Origin of the sequence: Aureimonas ureilytica DSM 18598 = NBRC 106430 (assembly GCF_000382705.1) — a bacterium.
Taxonomy (GTDB): domain Bacteria; phylum Pseudomonadota; class Alphaproteobacteria; order Rhizobiales; family Rhizobiaceae; genus Aureimonas; species Aureimonas ureilytica.
In genome coordinates this window covers 524,009-538,571 of the sequence record NZ_ARQE01000003.1, presented here as the reverse complement: position 1 = coordinate 538,571, position 14,563 = coordinate 524,009, and the positions used below count along the sequence as shown (strand labels likewise).

Annotated in this window: 13 protein-coding genes; 6 read left to right on the top strand and 7 right to left on the bottom strand. The window is 69.5% G+C overall.

The genetic code is table 11. From position 1 onward, the window contains the following. Positions 1–42: 42 nt before the first annotated feature. The 3 genes from hemW to rph all read right to left on the bottom strand — a co-directional run bounded on the left by hemW (position 43) and on the right by rph (position 2,744). Positions 43–1,257, bottom strand: a complete 1,215-nt coding sequence (gene hemW / locus B146_RS0109705) for a radical SAM family heme chaperone HemW (protein WP_407638544.1) — start codon at positions 1,255–1,257, stop codon at positions 43–45. Positions 1,258–1,259: 2 nt separating this feature from the next. Next, positions 1,260–1,913: an RdgB/HAM1 family non-canonical purine NTP pyrophosphatase gene (gene rdgB, locus B146_RS0109700; RefSeq protein ID WP_019996243.1), complete on the bottom strand. Its 654-nt coding sequence runs from the start codon at positions 1,911–1,913 to the stop codon at positions 1,260–1,262. 111 nt (positions 1,914–2,024) lie between these two features. After that, positions 2,025–2,744, bottom strand: coding sequence for a ribonuclease PH (rph, locus tag B146_RS0109695; protein WP_026358488.1), 720 nt, complete (start codon positions 2,742–2,744; stop codon positions 2,025–2,027). A 126-nt stretch (positions 2,745–2,870) separates the two neighbouring features. On the opposite strand from rph, the gene hrcA reads away from it, so the two are divergent. Both hrcA and grpE read left to right on the top strand, forming a co-directional pair. After that, the gene (gene hrcA, locus B146_RS0109690) at positions 2,871–3,992 is read left to right on the top strand and encodes a heat-inducible transcriptional repressor HrcA (protein WP_019996241.1); all 1,122 of its coding nucleotides are present in this window, start codon (positions 2,871–2,873) and stop codon (positions 3,990–3,992) included. Positions 3,993–4,110: 118 nt separating this feature from the next. Beyond that, entirely contained in the window at positions 4,111–4,848 is a 738-nt protein-coding gene (grpE, locus tag B146_RS0109685; RefSeq protein WP_019996240.1) for a nucleotide exchange factor GrpE, read from the top strand. 92 nt (positions 4,849–4,940) lie between these two features. Here grpE and B146_RS0109680 read toward each other — a convergent pair whose 3' ends face one another. Then, positions 4,941–5,549 carry a LysE/ArgO family amino acid transporter gene (locus B146_RS0109680; RefSeq protein WP_019996239.1) on the bottom strand — a complete coding sequence of 203 codons (609 nt, stop codon included), beginning with the start codon at positions 5,547–5,549 and terminating at the stop codon, positions 4,941–4,943. A gap of 103 nt (positions 5,550–5,652) precedes the next feature. Here B146_RS0109680 and B146_RS0109675 point away from each other — a divergent pair, with 103 nt between their 5' ends. Continuing rightward, positions 5,653–6,564 (top strand): LysR family transcriptional regulator ArgP, encoded by a 912-nt coding sequence (locus B146_RS0109675; RefSeq protein ID WP_019996238.1) that lies wholly within the window; start codon positions 5,653–5,655, stop codon positions 6,562–6,564. Between the two features lie 12 nt (positions 6,565–6,576). On the opposite strand, the gene folD is transcribed toward B146_RS0109675, so the two are convergent. Then, positions 6,577–7,479, bottom strand: a complete 903-nt coding sequence (gene folD / locus B146_RS0109670; protein WP_019996237.1) for a bifunctional methylenetetrahydrofolate dehydrogenase/methenyltetrahydrofolate cyclohydrolase FolD — start codon at positions 7,477–7,479, stop codon at positions 6,577–6,579. A gap of 273 nt (positions 7,480–7,752) precedes the next feature. On the opposite strand from folD, the gene B146_RS0109665 reads away from it, so the two are divergent. The 3 genes from B146_RS0109665 to B146_RS0109655 all read left to right on the top strand — a co-directional run bounded on the left by B146_RS0109665 (position 7,753) and on the right by B146_RS0109655 (position 10,092). Then, positions 7,753–8,532 (top strand): 3-hydroxybutyrate dehydrogenase, encoded by a 780-nt coding sequence (locus tag B146_RS0109665; protein ID WP_019996236.1) that lies wholly within the window; start codon positions 7,753–7,755, stop codon positions 8,530–8,532. An 86-nt stretch (positions 8,533–8,618) separates the two neighbouring features. Next, a complete protein-coding gene (locus B146_RS28320) occupies positions 8,619–8,762 on the top strand; it encodes a DUF3096 domain-containing protein (protein WP_019996235.1) in 144 nt (47 codons plus the stop codon). A 34-nt stretch (positions 8,763–8,796) separates the two neighbouring features. Next, positions 8,797–10,092 (top strand): NAD(P)/FAD-dependent oxidoreductase, encoded by a 1,296-nt coding sequence (locus B146_RS0109655; RefSeq protein WP_019996234.1) that lies wholly within the window; start codon positions 8,797–8,799, stop codon positions 10,090–10,092. A gap of 89 nt (positions 10,093–10,181) precedes the next feature. Here the strand turns inward: B146_RS0109655 and cobO are convergent, their stop codons facing one another. Together cobO and cobN are read right to left on the bottom strand one after the other, a co-directional pair. Next, on the bottom strand, positions 10,182–10,823 hold the full coding sequence (gene cobO, locus B146_RS0109650; protein WP_019996233.1) for a cob(I)yrinic acid a,c-diamide adenosyltransferase: 642 nt from the start codon (positions 10,821–10,823) through the stop codon (positions 10,182–10,184). Beyond that, positions 10,820–14,560 carry a cobaltochelatase subunit CobN gene (gene cobN, locus B146_RS0109645; protein WP_019996232.1) on the bottom strand — a complete coding sequence of 1,247 codons (3,741 nt, stop codon included), beginning with the start codon at positions 14,558–14,560 and terminating at the stop codon, positions 10,820–10,822. Before cobN ends, cobO begins: the two co-directional genes overlap by 4 nt. Between the last annotated feature and the right edge of the window lie 3 nt (positions 14,561–14,563).

Genomic DNA, 14,563 nt, shown 5'->3' with positions numbered 1-14,563 from the left:
AGCGATCCCCCGAACGGCAAGCCATCGCGGCCGGGCTGGCGCTCACGCCAGATCGGCGACCACGGCGTCGAGCACCAGCATGCCCGCCGGGGTCGCGCGCAGCCGGTCGGGGCCGAGGCGCTCGATCATGCCGTGAAGGGTCAGTTCGGCCTCGACATCGGGGTCGATGTCGCGGCCCGACAGCTCGCGCCAGCGCTTGAGGTCGATGCCTTCCACGAGGCGCAGGCCCATGAGCATCAGCTCGTCGGCCTGCTCGCTGGACGCCAGCGGCTCGTTCTCGACTTCGCCCGAATCCCAGTCCTCGACCATTTTCAGCCAGGTCTCGGGATGCTTCTCGTTGGAGACGGCATGGCGGCCGCCGTCCTCGCCGGGCAGGCGGGCATGGGCGCCGGGGCCGACGCCGGCATAGAGCCCGTAGCGCCAATAGGTGAGATTGTGGCGCGACTCCGCGCCGGGCGCGGCGTGGTTGGAAATCTCGTAGGCCGGAAGGCCGTGGAAGAGGGTCAGCTGCTGCGTCGCCTCGTAGAGCTCGGCCGACAATTCGCCGTCCGGAACCACGAGCTTGCCCGCCTTGTGCAGGGCGTGGAAGATCGTGCCTTCCTCGATGGTCAGCTGGTAGAGCGAGAGATGGTCGGCGGCGAGCGAGATCGCTTCCGACAATTCGCGCTCCCAGGCCGACACGCTCTGGCCGGGCCGGGCGTAGATCAGGTCGAAGGACAGGCGCGGGAAGATCTCGCGCGCGAGGCGGATCGCGCCGAGCGCCTGATCGACGTCGTGCATCCGGCCGAGGCGCTTGAGGTCGGCGTCGTTCAGCGCCTGGACGCCGAGCGACACGCGGTTGACGCCCGCCGCCCGGTAGCCCCGGAAGCGTTCGGCCTCGACCGAGGTCGGATTGGCTTCGAGCGTGATCTCGGCGCCGTCGGCGACGGTCCACTGCGCGGCGACCGCTTCCAGAATGGCCGAAACGGTGGCCGGCTCCATCAGGGAGGGCGTGCCACCGCCCAGGAAAATGGAGGTGACGGTCTCGCCCGCCGTGCGCCGGCCCTGGGTGGCGATCTCGCGGCGGAAGGCCTCCACGAAGCGCGCCTGATCCACCGGCTGGTGGCGCACATGGCTGTTGAAGTCGCAATAAGGGCACTTGGCCGCGCAGAAGGGCCAATGGACATAGACGCCGAAGCCCGGCTCGCCGGCGGGCGGCGTGTAGGGCCTGATCTGCGACAGGGGACGGGTGAGGGGGCGGGCGGCCGCCATCATCATATTCATGCGATCCCGAGCGCCTCCCGCGCGAAGAGCTGGAAGGCGCGGGCGCGGTGCGACAGCGCCTCGGCCTGCCCCGGCACCCAGCCGTGTTTCTCGTGCGAGGGCATTTCGCCGAAGGTGCGGCTTTCGCCCTCCGGCAGGAAGGACGGGTCGTAGCCGAAGCCGAGCGTTCCGCGCGGCGGCCAGACGATCGTGCCCTCGACCTCGCCGCGATAGAAGCGCGTCTCGCCCTCGGGCGAGGCGAGGCAGAGGACCGCGACGAAGCGCGCCGTGCGCTTGTCGGGCTCGGTGGCGCCAGCGGCCTGGAGCTTTTCCTCGACATTGCGCATGGCGAGGGCGAAATCCTTCTCGGGGCCGGCCCAGCGCGCCGAGTAGATGCCGGGATCGCCGCCGAGCGCGTCCACCACGAGGCCGGAATCGTCGCTGAGCGCCAGAAGGCCGGTGGCGCGCGCCGCTGCCAGCGCCTTGATCGCGGCGTTTTCCTCGAAGGTGGAGCCGGTTTCCTCGGGCTCGGGCAGCGCCTTGTCGGCGGCCGAGACCACGGTGAAGCCGAGCGGGGCCAGAAGCTCGCGGAATTCGGCGATCTTGCCGCCATTGTGGCTGGCGACCAGAAGCGGGCCGCCGGCGGGATCGAGAAGGGGAGAATTCGTCATCGCTGCCTGGCCGGTTCGGGGCGGGGGCGAGACCCCGCCCTCTTTCAATGAGATATGCGCCCCGAGGCTGACCCGAGGCTTCAGGCGAAGGGTGATTTCGCCTTGCCGCGATCAGCCTTCGAGGCAGCGCTTCTGGTGCTCGACGAGTTCGCCGATGCCCTTTTCGGCGAGCTTCATGAGCGCGTCGAGTTCGTCGCGCGAGAAGGGCTCGCCCTCGGCCGTGCCCTGGATCTCGACGATGCCGCCGCGCCCGGTGAGCACGAAATTGGCGTCGGTTCCAGCAGCCGAATCCTCGAGATAGTCGAGATCGAGCACCGGGGAGCCCTTGTAGATGCCGCAGGAAATGGCCGCGACATGGTCCTTCAGGACCTTGTCGCGCTTCAGCATGCCGCGCGCTTCCATCCAGGCGAGGCAGTCCGACAGGGCGACGAAGGCGCCGGTAATCGAGGCCGTGCGCGTGCCGCCATCGGCCTGGATCACGTCGCAATCCACCGTGATCATGCGCTCGCCGAGCGCTTCGAGGTCCACCACGGCGCGCAGCGAGCGCGCCACGAGGCGCTGGATCTCCTGCGTGCGACCGCTCTGCTTGCCGCTCGCCGCCTCGCGCTTCATGCGCTCGCCCGTGGCGCGCGGCAGCATGCCGTATTCGGCCGTGACCCAGCCCTTGCCGGAATTCTTCAGCCAGCCGGGCACGCGCTCTTCCAGGCTCGCCGCGCACAGGACATGGGTGTCGCCGAACTTGACGAGGCACGAGCCCTCGGCGTGGCGCGAAACGCCGCGCTCCAGGGACACGGGGCGCAGTTCGTCGTTCTGGCGTTTGGAAGGCCGCATCGGGGAGTCCATATTAACGATTTCGAACCCGCCTCTTAATGATTGCGGCGCGGCTTGAACAGGGTGTGCCGCGCATGCCGCGCGCTTGCCTTGGCTGAAACCGCCGCGCTCCCTATAAGAAGGGTCATGAAGCGCGCCCTGCCTCCCTTCGCCGACCTCGTGTCCGGCCAGCCGTCCCTTCCCGGCGGGTTGGACGAGCGCTCGCGCGAAATCTTCCGTCTGATCGTGGATTCCTATCTCGAATCGGGCGAGCCGGTCGGCTCGCGCAACCTGTCCCGGCTCCTGTCGAGCGCCCTGTCGCCGGCCTCGATCCGCAACGTCATGTCGGATCTCGAAGCGCTCGGCCTCATCTACGCGCCGCATGTCTCGGCCGGGCGCCTGCCGACGCAGGTGGGCCTGCGCTTCTTCGTGGACGCGTTTCTGGAAGTCGGCGACGTGCCGGAGCGCGAGCGGGCCGAGATCGAACAGAAGGTGCGCGACCATGACGAGCGCCGCCCGGTGGACGCGCTCCTGACCGAAGCCTCGCAGCTCCTCTCCGGCCTGTCGCGCGGGGCGGGGATCGTGGTCGCGGCCAAGGCCGATCCGCGCTTGAAGCATATCGAATTCGTGCGGCTCGACGCGGCGCGCGCTCTGGTGGTTCTCGTCGGCGAGAACGGCGAGGTGGAGAACCGCGTCCTGGCGCTGCCGCCCGGCATCACCGCGGCGCAGCTCGTGGAAGCGGCCAATTTCCTCAACGCCCATGTGGTCGGGCGCACGCTCGCCGAGGCGCGCGGGCGCATCGAGGCGCTGAAGGACGAGACCTCGCGCGAGCTGGACGCCCTGTCGCGCCAGCTGGTGGACGCGGGCCTCGCGGTCTGGTCGGGCGAGGGGGCGGGCCAGCCCTCGCGCCTCATCGTGCGGGGCCGCGCCAACCTTCTGGACAATGTCTCGGCGTCGGAAGACCTGGAGCGGCTGCGCCACCTGTTCGACGATCTGGAATCCAAGACCTCGATCATGGAGCTGATCGATCTCGCCGAATCCGGCAACGGCGTTCGCATCTTCATCGGCTCGGAAAACAAGCTCTTCTCGCTGTCGGGCTCCTCGCTCGTGATCGCGCCCTATTCGGACTCGCAGGAGCGCGTCATCGGCGCGGTGGGCGTGATCGGGCCGACGCGCCTCAACTACCGGCGCATCGTGCCCATGGTGGATTACACCGCGCGGCTCGTGTCCCGCCTCCTGGCGAACGGGGCGCCGCCGCGCCGGCCTTGATTTCCGGCCCGCCTCATTCGATATCCCGCACCGACCACCTTTATCCGGAGAGTGGCGCGGCGGCCGCGAGGCGGCGCCCGCGCCGCCCGTCCCAAGACCGCGCGAACAGGAGTGCCCGATGACAGGCGAGAGCGAGAAGCACGTGAACGACCACGACGACGAGGCCGGCGCGTATTCGGCTGGCGGCGCGGCCTATTTCAAGGGATCGGGCGTCTCGGGCGCGGCGGCCGGCACGGCGGGTAGCGCCGGCGAGACCGGCGAGGCGCAGGCCGGCCTTGAGGCAGGCGGCGCCGCGACGGAGGCGCTCCAGGCCCGCGTCAACGAGCTCGAAGCCGAGAATGCCGACGTCAAGGATCGCCTGATCCGTCTGGCCGCCGACATGGAGAACCTTCGCCGGCGCACCGAGCGCGAGGTGAAGGACGCCCGTCAGTTCGCCGTCGCCAATTTCGCGCGCGACATGCTCGCCGTGTCGGACAATCTCTCCCGCGCCCTCCAGGCCATTCCCGACGGCGCGCGCGAGGCCGATGCCGGCCTTCAGACGCTGGCCGAGGGCGTCGAGATGACGGCCCGCTCCATGCAGTCCACGATGGAGCGCCACGGCGTGAAGAAGCTGGAGCCGGAAGGCCAGCGCTTCGACCCCAATTTCCATCAGGCCATGTTCGAAATCCCGAACGCCGAACTGCCGAACAACACGGTGGTGCAGGTCGTCCAGGACGGCTACGCGATCGGCGAGCGCGTGCTTCGCCCGGCCATGGTGGGCGTCTCCAAGGGCGGCCCGAAGGTCGCCGTCGGCGCCGACGCCAATGCCGCGCCGGCCAAGCCCGGCGTGCCCGACGAATCCGGCAAGGACGCCTGATCGTCTGGAAACAGACCCTGAGGCGTCGGACATTCCGTCTCGATCGAAAGCCCCGCATGTCCGCCATGCGGGGCTTTCCTTTTGGGCTCGCGTCAGCCGCCGAGAAGCAGGCTCGCGGCGATCGCCCACATGGTCACGCCGATCGCCGCTTCCAGCGCGCGCCAGGCGCCGGGGCGCTCGAAGATCGGGCGCAGCAGCCGCGCGCCGTAGCCGAGCGCGAAGAAGAAGCCGAAGGAGGCGGTGACGGCGCCCGCGCCGAAAGCCGCTTCGCTGCCGGGAAAGCGCGTCGACAGGCTGCCGATCAGCACCACCGTGTCGAGATAGACATGCGGGTTCGCCCAGGTCAGGAGAAGGCAGGTGACGAGCGCCTGCGAAAGCGTGCCCGCGCCCGTCGCGGCGAGTTGCAGCGCATCGTCGGCCTTCAGCGCGCGAAGGAAGCTCTTGGCCCCGTACCACGCGAGGAACCCCGCGCCGAACAAGCGCAGAACCGGGTCGAGCATCGGCAGAAGCGCGGCGACGCGCGCAAAGCTCGTGACGCCGAGCGTGATGAGGATCGCGTCCGACAGGGCGCAGGTGAGGCACACGGGAAGAACATGCGCGCGCGCGATCCCCTGGCGCAGGACGAAGGCGTTCTGCGCGCCGATCGCCAGGATCAGCGTCAGCGCCGTGGTCAGCCCCGTGCCATAGGCCGTCATGTCCATGTCCGTCTCCCGTTCGTCCTGCGAATGGAGACGGAGCTATCATGCGCCGGATCATTAGGCGTGTTAAACTCTCTAACGCCAATGAAGCGGAGCTAAACTTACAATGCTCGACTATCCCGCGCTTCGCGCGCTCGCGAGCGTGGTGCGAACCGGCAGTTTCGAACGGGCGGCGCGTGCCCTGAACGTCACGCCCTCGGCCGTGTCGCAGCGCGTGCGGCAGCTCGAAGAGCGCGTCGGCACGGTTCTGGTGGAGCGCGGCCAGCCCTGCCGCGCGACGGAAAAGGGTGCCTGGCTCTGCCGGCACATGGATCAGGTCGGGCTTCTGGAAACCGAGCTGTTCGCGCGCCTGCCCGATCTTGCCGACGAGGCGGAAGGCAGGACGCGCGTCACGCTGCCGATCGCCACCAATGCCGACAGTCTCGGCACGTGGTTTCTCCCGGCGCTGGCAGAGTTCGCGGGCGGGAACGATCCGCTTCTCGACATCGCCGTGGACGATCAGGACCACACGGCCGACTGGCTGCGGCGCGGCAAGGTTCTGGCGGCGGTGACGTCGTCGGGCGAGCCCGTCCAAGGCTGCCGCTCCCTGCCGCTCGGGGCGCTCCGCTATGCGGCGACCGCGAGCCCCGGCTTCGTCGCGCGCTATTTCTCCGATGGCGTGACGCCGGAGGCGATCGGCCGCGCGCCCGCGCTCACCTTCAACCGCAAGGACCGGCTTCAGGCCAATTGGCTGCGCGCCGTCTTCGGCGAGGAGATCGCCCATCCGACGCACTGGCTTCCCTCGACGCAGGGCTTCGTGGAAGCCGCCTGTCTCGGTCTCAGCTGGTGCCTCAATCCGGTGGCGCTGGTGCGCGAGCCCCTTTCGTCCGGCCGGCTCGTGGAGCTCGTGCCCGGCGCCTATCTCGACACGCCGCTCTTCTGGCAGGTCAGCCGCCTCGCCGCCGACCGGCTCGAACCGCTCACCCGCGCGATCCGGGAGGTGGCGCGGCGCGAGCTGGTGCAGGCGGCGATGGAGTAAGCCGGCTCCGTTCTAGAAGCGCGGGCGCTCCTCGCCGGCGGCGCGATAGGCGCTGGCGACCGTGTTGGCCATCAGCATGGCGATGGTCATCGGGCCGACGCCGCCCGGAACCGGCGTCAGGGCCGAGGCGCGCGCGGCCGCTTCGTCGAAATCCACGTCGCCGACGAGCCGCGTCTTGCCTTCGCCCTTTTCGGGCGCGTCGATGCGGTTGATGCCGACATCGATCACCACCGCGCCGGGCTTCACGCTGTCGCCCTTCAGGAAGCGGGGGCGGCCGATCGCGGCCACCAGAATGTCGGCCTCGCGGCAAAGGGCCGGCAGATCCTTCGTGCGCGAATGGGCCACCGTCACCGTGGCATTGGCCAGAAGCAGAAGCTGCGCCATGGGCTTGCCGACGAGATTGGAGCGCCCGATCACGACGGCGCGCTTGCCCGACAGGTCCTCGCCCAGAACCTGACGCAGGAGCACCATGCAGCCGGCCGGCGTGCAGGGCACGAAGGCGTCGTTCACGAGGCCGCTCGCCAGCCGCCCGGCATTCACCAGCGTCAGCCCGTCCACGTCCTTGTCGGGATGGATGCGAGCGATCACGGCGTCCGCGTCGAGCCCCTTGGGCAGGGGAAGCTGCTGGAGAATGCCGTGAATGGCGGGATCGGCGTTCAGCCGGTCGATCAGCGCCAGAAGCTCGTCCTGCGGCACGTCGGCCGGCAGGCGATGGGTGACGGAATGGAAGCCGCAGGCCTCGGCGGTGCGCCCCTTGTTGGCGACATAGACCTGGCTCGCAGGGTCCTCGCCGACGATCACCACCGCCAGACCCGGCTGCACGCCGCTCGTCTCGCGCAGCTTGTCGCCTGCGGCCTTCGCCTGCCGCAGAACCGCCTCCGCCGCCGCCTTGCCGTCGATCCGTGAAGCCTGCATCGGATGAAGTCCTTTCGCGCGCCCGTCGCCGACGCGTCGCCGATGCCCTTTCGCATCCGCCGCGCCCTGCGGTCTGCCCGGCCGGACCGATGCGTTCCGATCGGCCGCCGGGGGAAATGTCCGAGGAGGCTCATAATACGCCGTGGTGCCAATGCGAAGAAAAAAGACGCATCTGCGAAGACGGGGGCGCAAGAGGCACCGAAACCGGCTTCCCCAAGCGCCGCCTCGGACTATTCTCCTTGGCGCTTTGTCGATTCGGGAGCGGAGGGCGCCATGCGTCTGGAAGGGCAGGTCGCGGTCATCACGGGAGCGGGCTCGGGCATCGGGCGCGAGATCGCCCGGCGCTTCGCGCGCGAGGGCGCGCGCGTCGCCATCGCCGACCTGAAGGGCGAGGCGGCCGAAGAGGCGGCGGCCGCCATCGAGGCCGAGGGCGGCAGCGCCATCGCCCTCACCATGGACGTCACCGACGAGGCGGCGGTCGGCGCGGGCATCGAGCGGGTCGTGCAGCATTGGGGCCGGCTCGACACGGCGATCGCCAATGCCGGCATCCAGATCGTCCACCCGATCGAGGACTTCCCCTACGAGGAGTTCAAGCGCGTCGTCGACATCCATCTCGGCGGCTCGTTTCTCGTCACCAAGGCGAGCCTGCCGCATATGTACCGGCAGAAATCCGGCTCGATGATCTATATGGGCTCGGTGCATTCGCACGAGCCCTCGGCGCTCAAAAGCGCCTATGTCGCCGCCAAGCACGGCATTCTGGGCCTCGCCCGCGTCGCAGCCAAGGAAGGCGGGCCGCATGGCGTGCGCGCCAATGTCATCTGCCCCGGCTTCGTGCGCACGCCGCTGGTCGAGAAGCAGATCCCCGAACAGGCCCGCTCGCTCGGCATTCCCGAGGAGGAGGTGGTGAGCCGCATCATGCTCGGCCGCACGGTGGACGGCGAGTTCACCACGGTCGAGGACGTCGCGGAGGTCGCGACCTTCCTCGCCGGCTTCGGCTCCAAGGCCCTGACCGGCCAGTCCATCACCGTCAGCCACGGCTGGTACATGGCCTAGAGGCTGTTCGACAACTCGCCGGGCCGACCCGGCCGGGTTGTCGAACAGGCTCTACAGGCCAAGCGCGCAAAGGAAGGTTTCGACCCATGGAAATCATCACCATCCAGCCCATCGTCGCCCTGATCGCGGGCGTCCTCATTCTCCTGATGCCTCGGCTCCTGAACTACATCGTCGCCTTCTATCTCATCATCGTGGGCCTGACCGGGCTTCTGGGAACGGGCGGCCTCTGACGCTGTTTCGCCTGCGGGGAACGAAAGGACGGACATGGCGGACGAAGCGGGGCGCAAGCGGATCGTGATTCTGGGCGGCGGCTCGGGCGGGCTGGAACTCGCCTCGCAGCTCGCCGGCCATGCCGCGCTCGACGTGGCTCTGGTGGACCGCGAACTCTCCCATCTGTGGAAGCCGCGGCTGCACGAATTCGCCGCCGGCACGGTGAACTCCTCGCTCGCCGAAATGTCCTTCTACATGCTCGGCCAGCTGCGCGGCTTCCGCTTCGAGCAGGGCACTGTCTCGGCCATCGACCACGAGCGGCGCGAGGTCGTGCTCGCCGCCATTCTCGGCGAGGACGGCACGGTCGCGGCGCGCGAGCGGCGCGTGCCCTACGATCTCTGCGTGGTGGCGCTCGGCGGCGTCGTGCCGGATTTCGGCACGACGGGCGTCAAGGAGTTCGCCGTGCGGCTCGACACCAAGGCCGATGCCGACCGGTTCCGCGACCGGTTCATCGCCGCCATGATCGAGGCGCGCGAAACGGGCGAGCCGGCCGAGGTGGTGATCGTCGGCTCCGGCGCGACGGGCACGGAACTCGCCGCGCATCTGCGCCGCTCCGAGCGCGGCTTCTTCGAGCAGAACAAGGCCGAGCGGCGGCGCAAGCTGCTCGGCATCACGATCCTGGAAGCGGCGCCCGAGATCATGCCCGGCGCCGAGCCCGAGCTGCGCCAGCAACTCATCGAGCGCCTGCGCCAGCTCGACATCAAGACCGTCACCGACGTCAACGTCTCGCGGATCGACGCGGACTCGGTCTATTCCAAATCCGGCGAGCGCTGGTCCTGCGACCTCGCGGTCTGGGCCGCCGGTCTCGTCGGCAATCCCGTGTTGAAGGATCTCGGTCGCTTCGAGACCGACAAGCGCGGGCGCATCGTGGTGGACCAGACGCTGCGCTCGAGCGTGGACGAGGCCATCTATGTCATGGGCGACTCGGCGAGCCTGACGCCGCCCGGCGCCGACAAGCCGCTGCCACCGACCGCCCAGGCCGCCAGCCAGCAGGCGGACTATCTCACCGAAACCCTGCCGCTTCTGGCGCGCGGCGAGCCGGTCCAGCCCTTCCGCTACAGCGACAAGGGCCGGCTCATCTCGCTCGGGCGGGCCGGCGCGGTCGGCATGATCGGCTTCGGGCGCAAGGACGATTTCCTGATCCGCGGCCATTTTGCCACCGCCGCCTACAACGCGCTCCAGCGCCAGCACCAATGGCGCGTTCTCGGTCGCTTGCGCGGCACGGTCTCGATCGCCGCCGACATGATCTCGCCGACCAAGGGGCCGGCGCTGAAGCTGCACGGGGATTGAGGGCGGCGTCGCCGCCCGCAGGATCGGACGCTGGGAGCCAGGGCGAAAAGCCTCTCCGATCCTGCGCCGGAGGCTTTCCGGGCAGGCTCTCAGAACTCGATGCCGCGCTGCGCCTTGATGCCGGAGCGGAACGGGTGCTTGATCATCTCCATCTCTGTCACGAGATCGGCGAAGTCGATCAGCTCTTCCTTGGCGTTGCGCCCGGTGATGACGACATGCTTCATCTCGGGCTTGTGCTCGCGCAGGAAGTCCACGACCTCCTCCACGGCGAGATAGTCGTAGCGCAGCACGATGTTCAGCTCGTCGAGGATCACCATGTCGTGCTCCTCATCCGAGATCATCGCCTTGGCGCGCTCCCAGGCCTGACGCGCGGCGGCGATGTCGCGCTGGCGGTCCTGCGTTTCCCAGGTGAAGCCGTCGCCCATGGCGGTGATCGTCACCTCGCCGGGAAAGCGCTCCAGCGCCTGCCGCTCGCCGGTTTCCCACTTGCCCTTCACGAACTGGACGATGCCGACCTTCATGCCGTTGCCGAGCGCGCGGAAGACAAGGCCGAAGGCGGCCGTCGACTTGCCCTTGCCCTTGCCGGTGTGGACGATGACGAGGCCCTTTTCCTGCGTCTTGGTCGCTAGGATCTTGTCGCGTGCGGCCTTCTTCTTGCGCATCTTCTCGGCGTGGCGCGCGTCGAGTTCTTCTTCGCTCATGGCGGCCACGAGGGGCGACTTCTCGCTCATGGATGGATGGTCTCCGTTTCGAGGGCCAGAGGTTCGAGGGCCAGAGGTTCGAGAGCAAGTCTCGCCGAGTTGGAGCGCGGATGCCAGAGGCCGCGCCGGATGGCTTCGGCAAGGCGCGCGCGCATCTCGGCAAAGCCCGCCGGGTTGTTGTCCCGCATGAAGGCCGAAACGCGCTCGTCCTCCACGAAGGCGGCGTGGACGAGGTCGAAATGCCTGTTGGCGACGGCATGGGTCGTGGCGGCGAAGGCGAAGAGATAATCGACCGTCGCGACGATCTCGAAGGCGCCCTTGTAGCCATGGCGCATGACGCCGGCGATCCATTTCGGGTTCACCACGCGGGCGCGCACGACGCGGGCGATCTCCTCGTCCAGCGTGCGGATCACCGGGCGCTCGGGGCGCGAATGGTCGTTGTGATAGGCGACGGGCGCGGTGCCGGACAGGGTTTCCACCGCCGCGCTCATGCCGCCTTCGAACTGGTAGTAATCGTCGGAATCGAGCAGGTCATGCTCGCGATTGTCCTGATTCTGGACGACGGCCTCGACGCCGCCGAGGCGCCGCTCGAAGCTCTCGCGCGCAGAGACGCCTTCGCCCTCCGCCCCATAGGCATAGCCGCCCCAGTGGAGATAGGAGGTGGCGAGATCGGCGCGCGTTTGCCAGCCGCCTTCGTCGATCAAGGCCTGAAGCCCCGCGCCATAGGCGCCGGGCTTGGAGCCGAAGACGCGGTGCCCGGCCTCGCGCCTGGCCTCGTCGGGGGCAAGACCGCGTGCGCGGGCTTGCGCTTCCTCGCGCTTCATCCGCGCGGCGATCGGGTTCTCGCCCGGCTCCTCGTCCAGCGCGCCCACAGTCCGCGCGGCGCGGTCGAGAAGCGCGATCTGCTCGGGGAAGGCGTCGCGGAAGAAGCCCGAAACGCGCAAGGTCACGTCCACGCGCGGTCGGCCGAGGATGGCGAGCGGCACGATCTCGAAACCGGTGACGCGGCCGGACGTGCGGTCCCATGTGGGCTTGGCGCCCATCAGGGCGAGCGCTTGCGCGATGTCGTCGCCGCCCGTGCGCATGTTCGCCGTGCCCCAGGCGGTGAGGCCGACCGAACTCAGCCACTCACCCTGGTCCTGAAAATGGCGCTCCACCAAGCGCTCGGCCGAAAGCCGCCCGAGCCGCCAAGCCGCTTCCGTCGGCACGGCGCGCGTGTCGACCGAGAAGAAGTTGCGCCCGGTCGGCAGCGTGTCCGGCCGCCCGCGCGTCGGCGCGCCGGAGGGGCCGGGTGGCACGAAACAACCGTCCAGCCCGCGCAGGAGCCCCGCCATCTCCGCCGCGCCGCAGGCGGACACCGCAGGCTTCAACCGTGCCTCCACCTCGGCGAGCACGGGGAGCGTGCGTTGCCACTCGGGCAAAGCCTCCGCCTCGCGAGAGACGAGGCGCGCGGCCAGAAGCTCGATCCGCTCCACCGTGTCGCCGGTCGTGCGCCAGGGGTCGGTGGACAGGCTGTGGAGAAGCTCTGGACGAGCGCCGGTCCAGCTTGTGGAAAAATCGCAGTCCAGCGGGTCGAAACCGAGCGCGAGATCTCCCGCCAGCGCCCGGTGCAGCGAGGCGTCGGCGGCGTCCGACCCACGCGGCAGGCGAGCGAGCGCGGTGGTGAGGTCGGCGAGGAGCCGGCCTTCGGGCGCGAGCCCGAAGACATGCAGCCCGTCGCGGATCTGCATTTCCTTGAGATCGCAGAGCCAGGCGTCGAGCTTCTGCAGCGCCTCGTCGCCTGCCTCGCCGGGGTTGAGCCCCGCATCCGCCCCGAGCCCGCTGGCGTCGAGCAGCGCCAGAATGTCCTTGCGCAGAAGCGCGGCGCGGCGCGGATCGCCGCTCGACGCCTCGTAATATTCGTCCACCAGCCGCTCCAGATCGCGCGCGGGGCCGTGGCTTTCGGCGCGGGTCAGCGGCGGGGTGAGATGGTCCACGATGACGGCCGACGTGCGGCGCTTGGCCTGGGTTCCCTCGCCGGGATCGTTGACGATGAACGGGTAGAGATGCGGCAGCGGGCCGAACACGGCTTCCGGCCAGCAGGTTTCGGACAGCGCCAGCGCCTTGCCCGGCAGCCATTCCAGATTGCCGTGCTTGCCCATGTGGATGACGGCATGGGCGCCGAAGCTCTCCCGCAAGAAGGCGTAGAAGGCGAGATAGCCATGCGGCGGCACGAGATCAGGCGCGTGATAGGTCTCCTTCGGGTCGATCTGATAGCCGCGCGCCGGCTGCACGCCGACCAGGACACCGCCGAAGCGGGCGAGCGGCAGGCAGAAGCCATGGGCCTGGTCGAAGAAGGGATCGTCTTCCGGCGCGCCCCAGCGCTCGGTCATCTGGTCTTGCAAGGACGCGGGCAGGCGCGCGAAGGCGGCGCGGTAGCGGGCGAGGCTCAGCGTCTCGCGAATGAGCCGGCCCGCGCGCTCGCCCGAATTGGTCGGCCCCTTTTGCAGATGCTCCACCAGCGCGTTACCGTCAGGCGGAATGTCGCTCACGGGATAGCCCGCCTCGCGCAAGGCTTCGAGCACGCGCACCGTTCCCGCCGGCGTGTCGAGCCCGACGCCATTGCCGATGCGCCCGTCGCGGTTGGGATAATTGGCGAGCACGATGGCGACGCGCCGCTCCGGGGGGGCGGCCGTGCGCAGCGCGGCCCAGCGGCGCGCGAGCTCGGCGACGAAGCAGAGGCGATCCGGCTCCGGCCGATGCGACACGAGGTCGATCTCGGTCAACGCGTCCCATTCGGCCGCGCTCTTGAAGGCGATGGCGCGCGAGAGAACGCGCCCGTCCACCTCCGGCAGGGCGACGCTCATGGCGAGGTCGCGTGCGGACAGGCCTTGGGCCGATTGCGCCCAGGCCTCGCGGCCGCCGCTGGCGAGCACGGCCTGGAGCACCACGGCCCCGCTTTCGTCCAGCACCGTGCCCTTGTGCACGCCGCCCGGCGTCGAGACGGCAAAGCCCGTCAGATTGACGACGACGGCGGGTGGCTGGCGCGCGAAGACGGCGCGCAGCGTCTCCATGCTGACCGGGTCCTTGAGGCTGGATACGAAGAGGGGCAGGGGCGAGAGCCCTTCCGCCTCCAAGGCGTTGCACAGCGCCTCGACGGCCTCGGTCTGCCCGCTCTGCACCAGCGCGCGATAGAAGACGACGGGCACGAGCGGGCGCGTGTCGCCCTCGATCGGAGCGCGCCCGCGCTCCAGCAGCCCGGCCTTGAGGATCGGCCGCGCCTCCGTCCGCACGCGTTCGCCGCGCAGAAGCGCGCGACAGCCGTCCAGAAACGCGTCCGTATTGGCCGCCCCGCCTTCGCAAAGGAGGCGCCACAGCGCGTCGCGATCTCCCGGCTCCAGCGTCGAGAAGCGGTCGAGGCCGGGGTCGGGCTTGTCGTCGCCGGGCAGGATCGCCAGGCGAAAACCGTAGCGCTGCGCGCCGGATATCAGCGCCTCGCAGCCATGCGGCCAGTAGCGCTCGCCGCCGAGAAGACGCACGACGACGAGCTTGGCCTGCGCGCCCATCCGGTTCAGCCAGGTGTCGACGGACATCGGATGCGACAGGCGCAGGAGATTGGCGAGGCGCAGCTCGGCCGCGCCGAAGCCGCGCCGCCGCGCCGCGCCGGCGAGCGCCGCAAGTTCCGTGTCGGCGGCGGACAGGAACAGGATGTCGCCTGGGCTCTGCCCGAGGTCCACCGCCTCCGCCCCATCAGCGATCGTCCCGCGCTGGGCGGCCAGAAGATGCAAGGC